This window comes from Rubrivivax gelatinosus (assembly GCF_004340905.1).
GTDB lineage: Bacteria > Pseudomonadota > Gammaproteobacteria > Burkholderiales > Burkholderiaceae_C > Rubrivivax > Rubrivivax gelatinosus.
In genome coordinates, this window is sequence record NZ_SLXD01000007.1 from 91,654 (window position 1) to 105,139 (window position 13,486).

At 70.5% G+C, this 13,486-nt stretch carries 18 protein-coding genes; 14 read left to right on the forward strand and 4 right to left on the reverse strand.

The features are described 5' to 3' along the window. Positions 1-11 precede the first annotated feature (11 nt). The 7 genes from EV684_RS12210 to EV684_RS12240 all read left to right on the forward strand — a co-directional run bounded on the left by EV684_RS12210 (position 12) and on the right by EV684_RS12240 (position 5,507). Positions 12-692, forward strand: coding sequence for an HdaA/DnaA family protein (locus EV684_RS12210; RefSeq protein ID WP_132647562.1), 681 nt, complete (start codon positions 12-14; stop codon positions 690-692). Continuing rightward, entirely contained in the window at positions 689-1,357 is a 669-nt protein-coding gene (locus EV684_RS12215) for a histidinol-phosphatase (RefSeq protein WP_132647563.1), read from the forward strand. Before EV684_RS12210 ends, EV684_RS12215 begins: the two co-directional genes overlap by 4 nt. Then, positions 1,354-2,931: a polynucleotide adenylyltransferase PcnB gene (pcnB, locus tag EV684_RS12220; RefSeq protein ID WP_132647564.1), complete on the forward strand. Its 1,578-nt coding sequence runs from the start codon at positions 1,354-1,356 to the stop codon at positions 2,929-2,931. Before EV684_RS12215 ends, pcnB begins: the two co-directional genes overlap by 4 nt. Then, positions 2,928-3,401, forward strand: a complete 474-nt coding sequence (folK, locus tag EV684_RS12225; protein WP_132647565.1) for a 2-amino-4-hydroxy-6-hydroxymethyldihydropteridine diphosphokinase — start codon at positions 2,928-2,930, stop codon at positions 3,399-3,401. The genes pcnB and folK overlap by 4 nt, the downstream gene beginning before the upstream one ends. Before the next feature lie 13 nt (positions 3,402-3,414). Continuing rightward, a complete protein-coding gene (locus tag EV684_RS12230) occupies positions 3,415-3,768 on the forward strand; it encodes a DMT family protein (protein ID WP_200222305.1) in 354 nt (117 codons plus the stop codon). A 61-nt stretch (positions 3,769-3,829) separates the two neighbouring features. Next, the gene (locus EV684_RS12235; protein ID WP_132647566.1) at positions 3,830-4,477 is read left to right on the forward strand and encodes a DUF47 domain-containing protein; all 648 of its coding nucleotides are present in this window, start codon (positions 3,830-3,832) and stop codon (positions 4,475-4,477) included. A 19-nt stretch (positions 4,478-4,496) separates the two neighbouring features. Then, the gene (locus tag EV684_RS12240) at positions 4,497-5,507 is read left to right on the forward strand and encodes an inorganic phosphate transporter (protein ID WP_132647567.1); all 1,011 of its coding nucleotides are present in this window, start codon (positions 4,497-4,499) and stop codon (positions 5,505-5,507) included. Here the strand turns inward: EV684_RS12240 and EV684_RS12245 are convergent. After that, positions 5,495-5,950 (reverse strand): TM2 domain-containing protein, encoded by a 456-nt coding sequence (locus EV684_RS12245; protein WP_132647568.1) that lies wholly within the window; start codon positions 5,948-5,950, stop codon positions 5,495-5,497. The two genes, EV684_RS12240 and EV684_RS12245, sit on opposite strands and share 13 nt — an antisense overlap. 16 nt (positions 5,951-5,966) lie before the next feature. Next, on the reverse strand, positions 5,967-6,500 hold the full coding sequence (locus tag EV684_RS12250; protein ID WP_132647569.1) for a GNAT family N-acetyltransferase: 534 nt from the start codon (positions 6,498-6,500) through the stop codon (positions 5,967-5,969). A gap of 268 nt (positions 6,501-6,768) precedes the next feature. Between EV684_RS12250 and rpsP the strand changes: the two genes are divergently transcribed. The 6 genes from rpsP to EV684_RS12280 all read left to right on the forward strand — a co-directional run bounded on the left by rpsP (position 6,769) and on the right by EV684_RS12280 (position 10,596). Then, positions 6,769-7,017: a 30S ribosomal protein S16 gene (gene rpsP, locus EV684_RS12255; protein ID WP_132647570.1), complete on the forward strand. Its 249-nt coding sequence runs from the start codon at positions 6,769-6,771 to the stop codon at positions 7,015-7,017. A gap of 6 nt (positions 7,018-7,023) precedes the next feature. Continuing rightward, on the forward strand, positions 7,024-7,605 hold the full coding sequence (gene rimM / locus EV684_RS12260; protein WP_132647571.1) for a ribosome maturation factor RimM: 582 nt from the start codon (positions 7,024-7,026) through the stop codon (positions 7,603-7,605). A gap of 11 nt (positions 7,606-7,616) precedes the next feature. Continuing rightward, positions 7,617-8,363: a tRNA (guanosine(37)-N1)-methyltransferase TrmD gene (gene trmD, locus EV684_RS12265; protein ID WP_132647572.1), complete on the forward strand. Its 747-nt coding sequence runs from the start codon at positions 7,617-7,619 to the stop codon at positions 8,361-8,363. Between the two features lie 109 nt (positions 8,364-8,472). Continuing rightward, on the forward strand, positions 8,473-8,826 hold the full coding sequence (gene rplS, locus EV684_RS12270) for a 50S ribosomal protein L19 (protein WP_132647573.1): 354 nt from the start codon (positions 8,473-8,475) through the stop codon (positions 8,824-8,826). An 82-nt stretch (positions 8,827-8,908) separates the two neighbouring features. Then, entirely contained in the window at positions 8,909-9,580 is a 672-nt protein-coding gene (locus EV684_RS12275) for a CoA pyrophosphatase (RefSeq protein WP_132647574.1), read from the forward strand. 26 nt (positions 9,581-9,606) lie between these two features. Further along, positions 9,607-10,596 carry a CobD/CbiB family protein gene (locus EV684_RS12280; protein WP_132647575.1) on the forward strand — a complete coding sequence of 330 codons (990 nt, stop codon included), beginning with the start codon at positions 9,607-9,609 and terminating at the stop codon, positions 10,594-10,596. 81 nt (positions 10,597-10,677) lie between these two features. Here EV684_RS12280 and rsgA read toward each other — a convergent pair whose 3' ends face one another. Together rsgA and EV684_RS12290 are read right to left on the reverse strand one after the other, a co-directional pair. After that, positions 10,678-11,580, reverse strand: a complete 903-nt coding sequence (gene rsgA, locus EV684_RS12285) for a ribosome small subunit-dependent GTPase A (RefSeq protein ID WP_132647576.1) — start codon at positions 11,578-11,580, stop codon at positions 10,678-10,680. Then, positions 11,577-12,851 carry a M48 family metallopeptidase gene (locus tag EV684_RS12290; RefSeq protein ID WP_132647577.1) on the reverse strand — a complete coding sequence of 425 codons (1,275 nt, stop codon included), beginning with the start codon at positions 12,849-12,851 and terminating at the stop codon, positions 11,577-11,579. Before EV684_RS12290 ends, rsgA begins: the two co-directional genes overlap by 4 nt. 58 nt (positions 12,852-12,909) lie before the next feature. On the opposite strand from EV684_RS12290, the gene orn reads away from it, so the two are divergent. Further along, positions 12,910-13,470: an oligoribonuclease gene (orn, locus tag EV684_RS12295; protein WP_132647578.1), complete on the forward strand. Its 561-nt coding sequence runs from the start codon at positions 12,910-12,912 to the stop codon at positions 13,468-13,470. The last annotated feature ends 16 nt before the right edge of the window (positions 13,471-13,486 follow it).

A 13,486-nucleotide genomic window follows, 5' to 3' on the forward strand; every position in this document is an offset into this window, starting at 1 on the left:
TGACATCCAGGATGAAGCAGATCCCGCTGGCGATCGGCTTCGACCCGCTCGCCACCTTCGACAGCTTCCTGCCCGGCAGCGAGGCGAACCTGCGCGCGCTCGAGCATCTGCGCCGCCTGCCGATGCCCACCGCCCCGGTCTACCTCTGGGGCCCCTCGGGCAGCGGCAAGACGCATCTGCTGCGCGGTCTGGCTCACGCCTGCCAGCAGGCCGGGCAGCGCGTCGGCTGGTTCGATCCATCGTGCCCCTGCCCGTGGGAACTGGCCGCCGACTGGTCGCTCGTGGTCATCGACCGCTGCGACGAGCTCGACGCCGCCGGGCAGCAGTCGGCCTTCACGCTCTTCGTCGAGGCCGCCACCGAAGGCGTGCAGATGGCCTGCGCCGGCCGCCTGCCGCCGGTGGACCTGCCGCTGCGCGACGACCTGCGCACCCGCCTGGGCTGGGGCCCGGTGTTCGCGATGCAGCCGCTGGGCGAGTCCGAGACCCGCGCCGCGCTGCGCCGCGAGAGCGACCGCCGCGGCATCCGCCTCGGCGACGAGGTGATGGATCACCTGCTGACGCGTTTCCCGCGCGACCTGAAACACCTGATGGCCCTGCTTGACCGGCTCGACGAGTTCTCCTTGTCGCGTTCGCGCACGATCACCGTGCCGCTGGTGCGCGCGATGCTGGCCGAAGAAGGCGACCCGCTGTGAACCTGACACTCTTCGACCTCGACGGCACGCTGCTGCCGACCGACTCCGACCACGCCTTCGGCGAGTTCCTCGTGCGCATCGGCTGGGCCGACGGCGGCGAGTTCAAGCGCCGCAACGACGAGTTCTACGCCCAGTACCTCGAAGGCCGGCTGGACATCGAGGCCTACGTGCATTTCTGCACCGCGCCCTGGCGCGACCGCGACCCCGCCGAGATCGCCGCCGCCCAGGCGCGTTTCGTCGACGAGTACGCGCGCCCTTCGCTGCACCCGGCGGCGGTGGACCTGGTGCGCAGGCACCTCGACGCCGGTGACATGGTGGCCGTCGTCACCGCGACCAACGATTTCGTTACGCGGCCGATCGCGTCGCTGTTCGGCGTCGAGACCCTGATCGCCACCGAGCTCGAGCGCGACGGCCGCGGCCGCGCCACCGGGGCGATCCGGGGTGTGCCGTCGTTTCGCGATGGCAAGATCACGCGGGTGCGGCAATGGCTTGCCGACGCCGGCCGCACGCTCGGCGACTTCGAGCGCAGCACCTTCTACAGCGACTCGACCAACGACCTGCCGCTGCTCGAACTCGTCAGCCACCCGGTGGCCACCAACCCCGGCGACGGGCTGCGGGCCGTCGCCCTGCAGCGCGGCTGGCCGATCCTGGACCTTTTCGCATGATCAAGAAATTCATCGACCGCCTGCTCGGCAAGTCGCCCGCGCCCGAGGCGCCTGCGGCGCCGCCGGCCATCCCGCTCGGCCAGCGTGTCGAGATCCCGGCCGAGGAGCACCGCATCGACCCGCGGCTGCTCGACGACAACGCGGTGCGTGTCGTGCGCACGCTCAAGGACGCCGGCCACGAGGCCTACATCGTCGGCGGCGCGGTGCGCGACCTGCTCGTCGGCCTGCGTCCCAAGGACTTCGACGTCGCCACCGACGCCACGCCCGAGCAGGTGAAGGCGCTGTTCCGCCGCGCCTTCATCATCGGCCGGCGCTTCCGCCTGGTGCACGTGATCTTCGGCCGCGGCCGCGAGCACGAGGTCATCGAGGTCTCGACCTTCCGCGCCTTCATGGACCCGGCCGCGGCCGAGGCGGTAAGCGGCAACGAGAAGACCGCGCGCCACGAGATCGCCGACCAGCGCCGCGTCGTCGACGCCAGCGGCCGCGTGCTGCGCGACAACGTCTGGGGCCCGCAGATCGAGGACGCGGCGCGCCGCGACTTCACGATCAACGCCCTGTATTACGACCCGACGACGCAGATCGTCGTCGACTACCACGGCGGCCTGGCGGACTCGCGCGCCCGCGTGCTGCGCATGATTGGCGACCCCGAGGCGCGCTACCGCGAGGACCCGGTGCGCATCGTGCGTGTCGTGCGCATCGCGGCCAAGCTGGGTTTCGAGGTCGAGCCGGCGACGCGCGCGCCGATGCGCAGGATGGCCGCGTTGCTGGCCAACGTCCCGCCCTCGCGCATGTTCGACGAGATGGTCAAGCTGCTGCAGACCGGCCACGCGCTCAAGAGCCTGGCCGAGCTGAAGAAGCAGGGCCTGGACCAGGGTGTGTTCCCGGTGCTCGACGCCGCCTTCCGCGCCGATGCGCGCCACCCCAAGCGTGACGAGTTCATCCGCTTCGCGCTCGAGGACACCGACGCCCGCGTCAACGACGGCCGCGCCGTCGTGCCGAGCTTCATGCTCGCGGTGATGCTCTGGCACGACGTGCTCGACCGCTGGGCGGCGATCCAGGCCGGCGGCGAGGCGCCGTTCCCGGCGCTGCAGCAGGCCGTCGACGCGGTCTTCGACGCGCGCATCGGCGACATCTCCGGCCGCGGCAAGCTCGGTGGCGACATGCGCGAGATCTGGCTGATGCAGCCGCGTTTCGAGCGCCGTACGCCGGCCGCGGCACGCGCGCTGGTCGCCCAGGCTCGTTTTCGCGCCGGCTACGACTTCCTGCGCCTGCGCGCCGACGTCGGCGAGATCGAGCCGGCGCTGGCCGAGTGGTGGGAGGACTTCCACCTCGGCGACGACGACGAGCGCGAGGCGATGCTGGTGGAACTGAAGCCGGCGTCCAAACGCGTGCACCGCGTGCCCGCCGGCAGCACCGTGGCCGCCGCCGCGGCGGCCACGCCCGCACCCGCCGAGGCTGCCGACGACGACGCAGCGCCTGCGGACGCCGAAGCCGCGCCGGCCAAGAAACGCCGCCGCCGCCGCCGTCGCCCGGCCGGCGGCAGCGCGCCGGCGGCGCCCGCCGCCGGCGAATGAAGGCCTGGGTCGGCCTCGGCGCCAACCTGGGCGACGCACGCGCGGCCCTGGCCGCCGCCTTCGCCGCGCTGGACACGCTGCCCGGCACGCGCCTCGTGCGGCGTTCGTCGCTGTGGCGCAGCGCCCCGGTCGACGCCACCGGCCCGGACTTCCACAACGCGGTGGCCGAGCTGGACACCGCTCTGGCGCCGGCCGGACTGCTGGCTGCGCTGCACGCCATCGAGGCCGAGCACGGCCGCGAGCGCCCGTACCGCAACGCGCCGCGCACCCTCGACCTGGACCTGCTCTTCTACGGCGACGAGGCGATCGACACGCCCGCGCTGGTCGTGCCGCATCCGCGCGCGCACTTGCGTGCGTTCGTGCTGCGGCCCTTGCTGGAGCTCGAACCCGGCTTCGAGCATCCGCGCCTGGGGCCGCTCGCGCCCTGGTCCGCCGCCGCGGCGGACCAGGCGATCGAGCGCCTCGATTGAAGGAGTACGGACGATGAACTCCCTGCCGGTACCGGTGCAGACCTTCGCGCTGCTCGCCCTGTCCAACCTGTTCATGACGTTTGCCTGGTACGGGCACCTGAAGTCGCTGTCCGGCAAGCCCTGGATCGTCGCGGCGCTGATCAGCTGGGGCATCGCGCTCTTCGAGTACCTGCTGCAGGTGCCGGCCAACCGCATCGGCTACGCCGGCGGGCTGAGCCTGGCGCAGCTGAAGATCGGCCAGGAAGTCATCACGCTGGCGATCTTCGTGCCCTTCGCGGTCTTCTACATGGATCAGCCGCTGAAGCTGGACTACCTGTGGGCCGGGCTGTGCCTGGTGGGTGCCGTCTATTTCATCTTCCGGTCATGAAACTGTCACCGTTCTAGAATCGCGGATTCACGATCCGGCCGGTGATCCCACCGGAGACCGCATGTTTTTTGGCAAGCTGCTTCCACGAGAAGGCAACTTCTTCGAACTCTTCAACCAGCACGGCGCCTTCGTCGTCGAGGGCGCACGAGCCTTCATGCTGCTGGTCCAGCACTACTCGGACCCCCTGGCGCGCGAAAAGCACAGCGCCGACGTGATCGCCGCCGAACGTTCGGCCGACAAGGTGACCGCCGAGGTCAACCGCGCGCTGCACCGCACCTTCATCACGCCGCTGGACCGCGAGCAGATCCACGCGCTGATCAACTCGATGGACGACATCGTCGACCTGCTGCAGGACTCGTCGGAAGTGATGTCGCTGTACGACCTGCAGCACGTCAGCGAGGACGTGATCCGGCTCACCGAGATCTCGGTGCGCTGCTGCGAACGCGTGCAGCACGTCGTCTCGCTGCTGCCGAACCTGCGTGACCAGGCCACCGCCGAGTCCGCGATCAAGACCTGCGAGGAGATCGACCGGCTCGAGTCCGACGCCGACCGCGTCATGCGCTCGGCGATGTCGCGCCTGTTCCGGGAAGAGGTCGACACGCGCGAACTGATCAAGCTGAAGGCCGTCTACGAACACCTGGAGTCGATCTCCGACCGCTGCGAAGACGTCGCCAACCTGATCGAAGGCATCGTCCTCGAGAATTCCTGACCGCCGGACGGTCCCTCACATGGATGCACTTCCGGTCGGCTTCTGGGTCGTGGTGATGCTCGTCGTTCTGGCGCTCGTCTTCGACTTCATGAATGGTTTCCACGATGCGGCGAACTCCATCGCCACCGTCGTGTCCACGGGCGTTCTCAAGCCGCAGCAGGCGGTGGCGTTCGCCGCGTTCTTCAACATCCTCGCCATCGCGGTGTTCCAGCTGAAGGTCGCCGCGACCGTCGGCAAGGGCATCGTCGAGCCGGGCATCGTCGACCAGCACGTCATCTTCGGCGCACTGGTCGGGGCGATCGCCTGGAACGTGATCACCTGGTGGTACGGCATCCCGTCGTCGAGCTCGCACGCGCTCATCGGCGGCATCGTCGGTGCCACCATCTCCAAGGCCGGCAGCGGCCCGCTGGTGGCCTCGGGCCTGATCAAGACGGTGGCCTTCATCTTCATCTCGCCGGTGCTGGGCTTCCTGCTCGGCTCGCTGATCATGGTGGCGGTGGCCTGGATCTGTCGAAGATCCTCGCCATTGAAGGTCGACAACACGTTCAGGCGGCTGCAGCTGGTCTCCGCGGGCATGTACTCGCTGGGCCACGGCGGCAACGACGCGCAGAAGACGATCGGCATCATCTGGCTGCTGCTGATCGCTTCGGGCTATGCCAGTGCCAGCGACCACATGCCGCCGATGTGGGTCATCTGGTCGTGCTACGTCGCGATCGGCCTGGGCACGCTGTTCGGCGGCTGGCGCATCGTCAAGACCATGGGCCAGCGCATCACCAAGCTCAAGCCGGTGGGCGGCTTCTGCGCCGAGGCCGGCGGGGCGGTGACGCTGTTCATGGCCACGGCGCTGGGCGTGCCGGTGTCGACCACGCACACGATCACCGGCGCGATCTACGGTGTCGGCTCGGTGCGCAGCGCCTCGGCGGTGCGCTGGGGGCTGGCGGGCAACATCGTGCTGGCGTGGATCTTCACGATCCCGGCGACGGCCTTCATTGCCGCCGTCTTCTACGCGCTCAGCAACTACCTCTTCTGAGGGCCAGGTGGCTCGGCCCCGGGGCCGAGCTGCCACTCGAAGAACTTCTGGCCGCCGTAGGCGACGGTGCTCGTGAGCACCACGCCGCCGACCATCAGCGCCACGATCGCCGCCAGCACCGGTGCCCAGCCGGTCCTGCGGCCGGGGCGGCCCGGGTTGTGGCGTGCGTCCCAGCGCTCGTCGGGCGTCAGTGCGAGGACCATCGCGCACAGCATCGCCTGCGACAGCATCAGCCCCAGCAGCGGCAGCAGCAGCCAGGCGGCGCGGTCGTCCTGGCCCAGGGTCTGCAGGCGCACGGCGCCTGCCAGTCCGGCCGCGGTGGGCGGCAGATGCAGCCAGCCAGGCGCGTCGCGCGGCCCGTGCAGGTAGAAGCGGTGGGCGCCGAAGGCGCCGAGCGCAAACGCCAGCCAGGCTGCGGCGGTCTTGGAGCGGTAGCGCCTCATCCCGCTCCTTCTTGCCTCACTCGGGCGCGCTTTCCTCGCCGGGGCCCAGCGCGCGCTGCATCAGCGGGACGTCGAGCCAGCGGCCGTGCTTCCAGCCCGCGGCACGCAGGATGCCTGCGGGCTCGAAGCCCAGCGCCTGGTGCAGCCCGATCGAGCCGACGTTCTCCGAGTCGCCGATGATGGCGAGCATCTGGCGCGCGCCGACGGCCTCGCAGCGTGCGATCAGTTCGGCCAGCAGCAGCCGGCCCAGGCCGCGGCCGGCGGCTTCGTGGTGGACGTAGATCGAGTCCTCGACGCAGAAGCGGTAGGCCGGGCGCGGGCGGAAGTGGTTGGCGTAGGCGTAGCCGACGACGCGGCCGCCTTCCTCGGCGACGAGCCAGGGCAGGCCCTTGGCGGTGACGTCGGCGCGGCGGCGGGCCATCTCGGCTTCGGCCGGCGCTTCGGTCTCGAAGGTGCCGGTGCCGTGCTGCACGTGGTGGGCGTAGATGGCGGTGATCGCGCCGACGTCGGCGTCGGTGCTGGGGCGGATGACGATCGGTCCGGTGCTCATGCGGGATTGAAGACGGTGCGGAAGGCGGCGGCGCGTGGTGTGAACGGTGCCCGGAAGTCGGCTCGCGCCGCGGCTTGTCGCTTCCGGTCGAGTCGAGTTTATAATGCGCGGTTCCCGGCGCCGGCTTTGGGCAGTTTCATGCGAGCGAACAGCAGGCATGAGACTGACGGCGCGTATCTACGGGGCCCGAAGACGTACTCTTTGATTGCCCGCAGCTGGACGTGTCCTCAGCGGTGCGGCGGTCGCCTCACACATCAGGAATTCCGACATGGTCGTGATCCGTCTGGCCCGTGGCGGCGCGAAGAAGCGCCCGTTCTACAACATCGTCGTCGCCGACTCGCGCGAGCGTCGCGACGGCCGCTTCATCGAGCGCGTGGGTTTCTACAACCCGATGGCCTCGGGCGCCGAAGAAGGTCTGCGCCTCGCGCTCGACCGCGTGACCTACTGGGCCGGCGTCGGCGCGCAACTGTCGCCGACCGTTGCCCGTCTGGTCGTCCAGGCCAAGAAGGCGGTCTAAAGCCGCATGGCCGTGGTCACCTCGACGTCACCGCTGACGGCGCCCGACGCGCCACCCCGGCCGGCCGACGCCATCGAGGTGGGCCGCGTGCTCGGCGCCTGGGGCGTCAAGGGCGGGATCAAGGTCAAGCCTTTCTCGTCCGACCCGCAGGCGCTGTTCTCCTCCAAGCGCTGGTTCCTGGAGCCGTCCGAGGCCAAGCCCGGGCACCAGGTGCCGGCACTGCTGCGCGTGGCTTCCGCGCGCGAGCAGGGTGATGTCGTCGTCGCGACGATCCACGACCTGGCCGATCGCGACCTGGCCCAGGCGCTGGCCGGCGCGCGCATCTTCGTGGCGCGCTCCAGCTTCCCGACGCCCGACGAGGACGAGTTTTACTGGGTCGACCTGATCGGCCTGGACGTGCACGATCGCGCTGGGCTCGTGCTCGGCCGCGTCGTCGGCCTGGTCGAGACCGGCCCGCACTGCGTGCTGCGCGTTCAGCCCGCCGACGAGACGGCCGACGAGGTCCTGATCCCGTTCGTGGCCGCCTATGTCGACCGTGTCGACCTCGCCGGCCGCACGATCCACGTCGACTGGGAAGCCGATTTCTGACGGCGAAGCCGATGCGCTTCGACGTCGTCACGCTGTTCCCCGAACTCTTCGCCCCCCATCTCGCGGTGGGCATCACGCGGCGTGCGTTCACCTCCGGTCTCGTCGACGTGCGGCTGTGGCAGCTGCGCGACTTCGCCGACGACACCTATCGCCGCATCGACGACCGTCCCTACGGCGGCGGCCCGGGCATGGTGATGCTGGTCGAGCCGCTGCTGCGCGCGCTCGACGCGGTGCGCGCCGAACGCGGCGACGTGCCTGTCGTGCACTTCACGCCCACCGGCCGCCGCCTGGACCAGGCCGTCGTGCAGGAGTTCGCTGCCGGCCCCGGCGCGGTGCTGCTGTGCGGGCGCTACGAAGGCATCGACCAGCGTTTCATCGACCGCCGCGTGACCCACGAGATCAGCCTCGGCGACTTCGTGCTGTCCGGCGGCGAGCTGCCGGCGCTGGCTCTGCTCGACGCCGTCGCGCGGCTGCAGTACGGTGTCATCCCGGCGCCGTCGCACGAGCAGGACAGCTTCGGCGACGGCCTGCTCGAAGGGCCGTCGTACAGCCGCCCCGAGCGCCTGTCGCTCGACGGCGAGGAACTGGCGGTGCCGGCGGTGCTGCTGTCGGGGCATCACGGCGAGATCTCCCGCTGGCGGCGCGAGCGCTCGCTGGAGCGCACGGCCCGCCGGCGCCCCGACCTGATCGCCGCGGCACGCGCCGCCGGGCGTCTTTCACGCGCCGACGAGCGTTACCTGTCTGCCCTCGAGCTATAATCGAGGGCTTTTCGATCCTCTGCCGGGCAACCGGTGGGCCGGCCGCGTGGCCGGGCCTGCCGACATTCCGATCCACAACCCCCGCGCACGATCGCCATCGGAGAAAACCTTGAACCTCATCGAGACCCTCGAGCAGGAAGAGATCGCCCGCCTGGGCAAGACGATCCCGGCCTTCGCCCCCGGCGACACCGTCATCGTCAACGTCAACGTCGTCGAAGGCACCCGCAAGCGCGTGCAGGCCTACGAAGGCGTCGTCATTGCCAAGCGCAACCGCGGCATCAACAGCAGCTTCATCGTCCGCAAGATCTCCAGCGGCGAAGGCGTGGAACGGACGTTCCAGCTGTACAGCCCGCTGATCGCCTCGATCGAAGTCAAGCGCCGCGGCGACGTGCGCCGCGCCAAGCTGTACTTCCTGCGCGAGCGCAGCGGCAAGAGCGCGCGCATCAAGGAAAAGCTGGCGTGATGCCGGGTCGTCCCGGCTGTGCCGGACGGCCCGATCGCCAAGAGGCGCCGCGTTGCGGCGCCTTTTTCGTTTGCGCGCCGCGATGACGCCGCCGCGCATCCTGCACCCGCAGGCCATCCCGGTTGCCGGAGTCGACGCGCATCTGCCGCCGCTGCCGCCCGAGCGCCTGACGCCGGCCGCGCTGCGCCGGCGTTTTTCCGCGCCGGGCGCCTGGACGCCCGAACTCGCCGGCGACGGCCGCCCGACGGACGACCGACCCTCGGCTGCCGCCGCCGTGCTGGTGGCGGTGGTCGACCGCGAAGGCGGAGCCACGGTGCTGCTGACGCGCCGCACCGAGCACCTGCGTGACCATGCCGGGCAGATCAGCTTCCCCGGTGGCCGCGTCGAACCGGAGGACGCCGACGCCGCGGCCACCGCGTTGCGAGAGGCGCAGGAAGAGGTGGGCCTGGCGCCGCAGCACGTCGAGGTCATCGGCTGCCTGCCGGTCTACACGACGGTGACGCATTTCGTCGTCACGCCGGTCGTTGCCATCGTCACGCCGCCGTTCGAGCTGACGCTCGACGCCTTCGAGGTCGCCGCCGCGTTCGAGGTGCCGCTGGCCTTCCTGATGGACCCGGCGAACCACCGGCGCCACGTCTTCGAGGCCGGCGGCGCGAGGCGCCAGTTCCTCTCGATGCCCTGGGGCGAACACTTCATCTGGGGCGCCACCGCGGCGATGCTGCGCAATCTCTACGGCTTCCTCGCCGAGAGCTGAGTCACGGCCTTTATCATCGTCAGCCGATGAGTTTTTTCGCCGTCCTGTTCGCGCTGCTGATCGAGCAGCTCAAGCCGCTTCCGCGCGACAACGGGATCCATCACGCGCTCGTCGCCTGGGTCCGCTGGGCGAGCCGCAACTTCGACGCCGGCAAGGCGCACCACACGGTGGTCGTCTGGTGCGTTGCGGTGCTGGTGCCCGCGGTCGCCGTGGCCGGCGCCTATCTGGCGATCTCGCACTTCAGCTTGCTGCTGGCCCTGGTGTTCGACGTCGCGCTGCTGTACCTGACGCTGGGTTTCCGCCAGTTCAGCCACTACTTCACCGACATCCGCGACGCGCTGGACCGCGGCGACGAGAACCTCGCGCGCCAGCGCCTGGCCGAGTGGCGCCACCTCGACGCCAGCGAGCTGCCGCGCACCGAGGTGCTGCGCCACGTGCTCGAACACGCACTGCTGGCCGCGCACCGCCACGTCTTCGGCGTCTTCTTCTGGTTCGTCGTCTTCTCGGCGCTCGGTCTGGGGCCGACCGGCGCGGTGCTCTACCGCATGGCCGAGTTCGCGTCGCGTTTCTGGGCCTTCCGCCACCGCACGATGGACGTGCCGACCAGCGAAGGGCTGATGACGCTGTCGCGGCGCTGGTTCGAGATCATCGACCACGTGCCGGCGCGGCTGACGGCCTTCGGCTTCGCGGTGGTCGGCAACTTCGAGGAGGCGGTCGGCGGCTGGCGCCGTGACGCGGCGCTCTGGCTGTACCCGAACGAAGGCATCATCCTCGCCGCCGCGGCCGGCGCCGTCGGCGTGCAGCTCGGTGGCAGCGCGGCGCCCGGCGTCACGCCCGACCGTTCCAAGACCTTCGTCGCCGGTGCCGAACCGGGCACGGTCGCCGCCGAAGGCTCGACCCCGGGCGCACCACCGCAGCTCGGCCACCTGCAGAGCGTCGTCGGCCTGGTCTGGCGCTCGGTCGTGCTGTGGATGCTGCTGCTGGTGCTGCTCACGCTGGCCAACGTCGTCGGCTGAAACGGGACCTGCGACGCCGCAGGGCATCGCTCGCCCGTCGAAGGCCGGGGCACGATGTCGCGTGCCACGGCGGGCATGGCCTCACCAGCGCCTGGCCGACAGCTCGTCGAACAGCTCTTCGTAGATCCGGTAGCGCGTTGGCGCGATCTCGCCGCGCGCCAGCGCCGCGCGCACGCCGCAGCCGGGTTCGTGGCGGTGGCTGCAGTTGTGGAAGCGGCATTCGCCCAGCGCGGCGGCGAAGTCCGGCATCAGCGTCGCCAGCTCGGTGGGCGCGATCTGGCGCAGGCCGAACTCCTGGAAGCCCGGCGAGTCGATCAGCGCGCCGCGGCGGGTGTCGTCCAGCCAGTACCAGCTCGTCGTCGTCGTCGTGTGGCGGCCGGACTTCAGCGCCTTGGAGATCTCGCCGACCTGGGCCGCGGCCTGCGGCACCAGCAGGTTGATCAGCGTGCTCTTGCCCATGCCGCTGGGGCCCAGCACCAGCGTCGTGCGGCCGTCCAGCCGCGGCGCCAGCGCGTCGCGGGCGGCCCCGGGTGCGGCCTTCAGCGCCAGCTCGACGACCTCGATGCCCATGCGTCGATAGGGCTCGAGCCGCGCGCGGGCGTCGGCGGCGGCCGGCAGGTCGGTCTTGTTCAGCCCGATCCAGCACCGGATGCCGGCCTGGCCGGCGGCGATCAGCGCTCGCGTGAGCTGCGACTCGCTGAACATCGGCTCGCCGGCGACCAGCACCAGCACCGCGTCCAGATTGGCGGCAAACGACTTGGTGCGCCACTCGTCCTGGCGGAACAGCAGGTTGCGCCGCGCCTCGAGGTGTTCGATGACGCCTTCGTCGCCTGCCGGCAGCCAGCGCACGCGGTCGCCGACGACGAGCTCGCTCTTCTTGCCGCGCGGATGGCACAGCACGCGTTCGCCGTCGGGGGTTTCGACGACGACGTGGCGGCCGTGCGCCGCCACCACCAGCCCCTGGTCCAGCGCCTCGAAGCTCAAGATGCGACCGGCTCGGGCAGGGCCGCCAGGCGTTCGCCGGCCGGCGGGTGCGAATAGTAGAAGCGCGCGTACAGCGGGTCCGGCGTCAGTGTCGACGCGTTGTCCTCGTGCAGCTTGAGCAGCGCGCTGGCGAGCGCGCGGCCGTCGGCCTGCTCGCAGGCGTAGGCGTCGGCCTCGAACTCGTGCTTGCGCGACAGCGCCGCGGCCAGCGGCGAGACGAAGAAGGTGAAGGGCGGCAGCGCCAGCATGAACAGCAGCAGCGCCAGCGCGTCGTTGGGCGCGCCGAGGTTGGGGCGCACGCCCAGGCCCAGGTAGAAGGCCGGCTGCGAGGCCAGCCAGCCCAGCAGTGCCAGCCCGGCCAGGCTCAGGCCGAAGATGCCGGCCATGCGCTTGACGACGTGGCGGCGCTTGAAGTGGCCGAGTTCGTGCGCCAGCACCGCCTCGACCTCGGCCGGCGCCAGGCGCGACAGCAGCGTGTCGAAGAACACCACGCGCTTGGACGCGCCCAGCCCGGTGAAGTAGGCGTTGGCGTGCGCCGAGCGCCGGCTGCCGTCCATCACGAACAGCCCCTTGGCAGCGAACCCGCAGCGCTGCATCAGCGCCTGCACGCGGCCCTTCAGTGCCTCGTCGGCCAGCGGCTCGAACTTGTTGAACAGCGGCGCGATCACCGTCGGATACAGCACCAGCAGCGTCAGGTTGAAGCCGACCCAGGCGACCCAGGCCCACAGCCACCACAGCCCGCCGGTGGCGCCCATGATCCACAGGATCAGCGCCGCCAGCGGCAGGCCGATCAGCGCGCCGACTGCCAGGCCCTTGGCCTGGTCGGCCAGCCACAGCCCGGTCGTCATGCGGTTGAAGCCGAAACGCTGCTCGATGCGGAAGGTGGACCACCACTCGAACGGTGCGTCGAGCGCGGCGCCGATCAGCACGAAGGCCGCCAGCAGCGCGAGCTGGTAGGCCATCGGCCCCCACTCGACGCCGACGGTGCCGAGCAGCACGGAGTTCAGCGAATCCAGGCCGCCGAGCAGCGTCCAGCCCAGCAGCACGGCGCCCGAAAAAGCGGTGCTCAGCAGGCCGAAACGGCCCTTGGCCAGCGTGTAGTCGGCGGCCTTGCGGTGGGCTTCGGGGGTGACGGTGCCGGCGAAGGGCGCCGGCACCGCGTCGCGGTGGCGCGCGACGTGGCGCGCCTGGCGTGTCGCGAGCCAGAACTTCAGGCCCAGCGAGGCCAGCAGCGCGGCCGCGAACGCGGCCGTGACGACGAGGGAATGCATGGGGCGCGAGTGTAGGCTTCGGCGAGAATCGCGGTTTGCCCCTGAAGACCCCCCGACCATGAGCGACACCGTGCTGGCCCCGAGCGATCAGAACCTGATCTGGATCGACCTCGAGATGACGGGCCTGTATCCCGCCACCGACCGCATCATCGAGATCGCGGTCGTCGTCACCGACCCGCAGCTGACGGTGCGTGTCGAAGGCCCGGTGTTCGCGGTGCACCAGAGCGACGCCACGCTCGACGCGATGGACGCCTGGAACAAGGGCACGCACGGCCGCAGCGGCCTGATCGACCGCGTCAAGGCCTCGACCGTCGACGAGGCCGAGGCCGAGGCGCAGACGATCGAGTTCCTGCAGCGCTACGTGCCGCGCGGCAAGAGCCCGATGTGCGGCAACTCGATCTGCCAGGACCGGCGTTTCCTCGCCAAGGACATGCCCAAGCTGGAGGCCTTCTTCCACTACCGCAACCTCGACGTCAGCACGCTCAAGGAGCTGGCGCGGCGCTGGAAGCCCGGGGTGCTCGATGGCTTCAAGAAGGCCCAGGCGCACACCGCGCTGGCCGACATCCACGAGTCGATCGACGAACTGCTGCACTATCGGCAGCATTTCCTCGCCGTGTGAGCGGCCCGCGCGCGGA

Excerpts from the sequence above, each read along its gene's own strand:
- EV684_RS12210 (WP_132647562.1), top strand. The coding sequence starts at position 12 with ATGAAGCAGATCCCGCTGGCGATCGGCTTCGACCCGCTCGCCACCTTC.
- pcnB (WP_132647564.1), top strand. The coding sequence starts at position 1,354 with ATGATCAAGAAATTCATCGACCGCCTGCTCGGCAAGTCGCCCGCGCCC.
- folK (WP_132647565.1), top strand. The coding sequence starts at position 2,928 with ATGAAGGCCTGGGTCGGCCTCGGCGCCAACCTGGGCGACGCACGCGCG.
- EV684_RS12230 (WP_200222305.1), top strand. The coding sequence starts at position 3,415 with ATGAACTCCCTGCCGGTACCGGTGCAGACCTTCGCGCTGCTCGCCCTG.
- EV684_RS12235 (WP_132647566.1), top strand. The coding sequence starts at position 3,830 with ATGTTTTTTGGCAAGCTGCTTCCACGAGAAGGCAACTTCTTCGAACTC.
- EV684_RS12240 (WP_132647567.1), top strand. The coding sequence starts at position 4,497 with ATGGATGCACTTCCGGTCGGCTTCTGGGTCGTGGTGATGCTCGTCGTT.
- EV684_RS12245 (WP_132647568.1), bottom strand. The coding sequence starts at position 5,950 with ATGAGGCGCTACCGCTCCAAGACCGCCGCAGCCTGGCTGGCGTTTGCG.
- EV684_RS12250 (WP_132647569.1), bottom strand. The coding sequence starts at position 6,500 with ATGAGCACCGGACCGATCGTCATCCGCCCCAGCACCGACGCCGACGTC.
- rpsP (WP_132647570.1), top strand. The coding sequence starts at position 6,769 with ATGGTCGTGATCCGTCTGGCCCGTGGCGGCGCGAAGAAGCGCCCGTTC.
- rimM (WP_132647571.1), top strand. The coding sequence starts at position 7,024 with ATGGCCGTGGTCACCTCGACGTCACCGCTGACGGCGCCCGACGCGCCA.
- trmD (WP_132647572.1), top strand. The coding sequence starts at position 7,617 with ATGCGCTTCGACGTCGTCACGCTGTTCCCCGAACTCTTCGCCCCCCAT.
- EV684_RS12275 (WP_132647574.1), top strand. The coding sequence starts at position 8,909 with ATGACGCCGCCGCGCATCCTGCACCCGCAGGCCATCCCGGTTGCCGGA.
- EV684_RS12280 (WP_132647575.1), top strand. The coding sequence starts at position 9,607 with ATGAGTTTTTTCGCCGTCCTGTTCGCGCTGCTGATCGAGCAGCTCAAG.
- EV684_RS12290 (WP_132647577.1), bottom strand. The coding sequence starts at position 12,851 with ATGCATTCCCTCGTCGTCACGGCCGCGTTCGCGGCCGCGCTGCTGGCC.
- orn (WP_132647578.1), top strand. The coding sequence starts at position 12,910 with ATGAGCGACACCGTGCTGGCCCCGAGCGATCAGAACCTGATCTGGATC.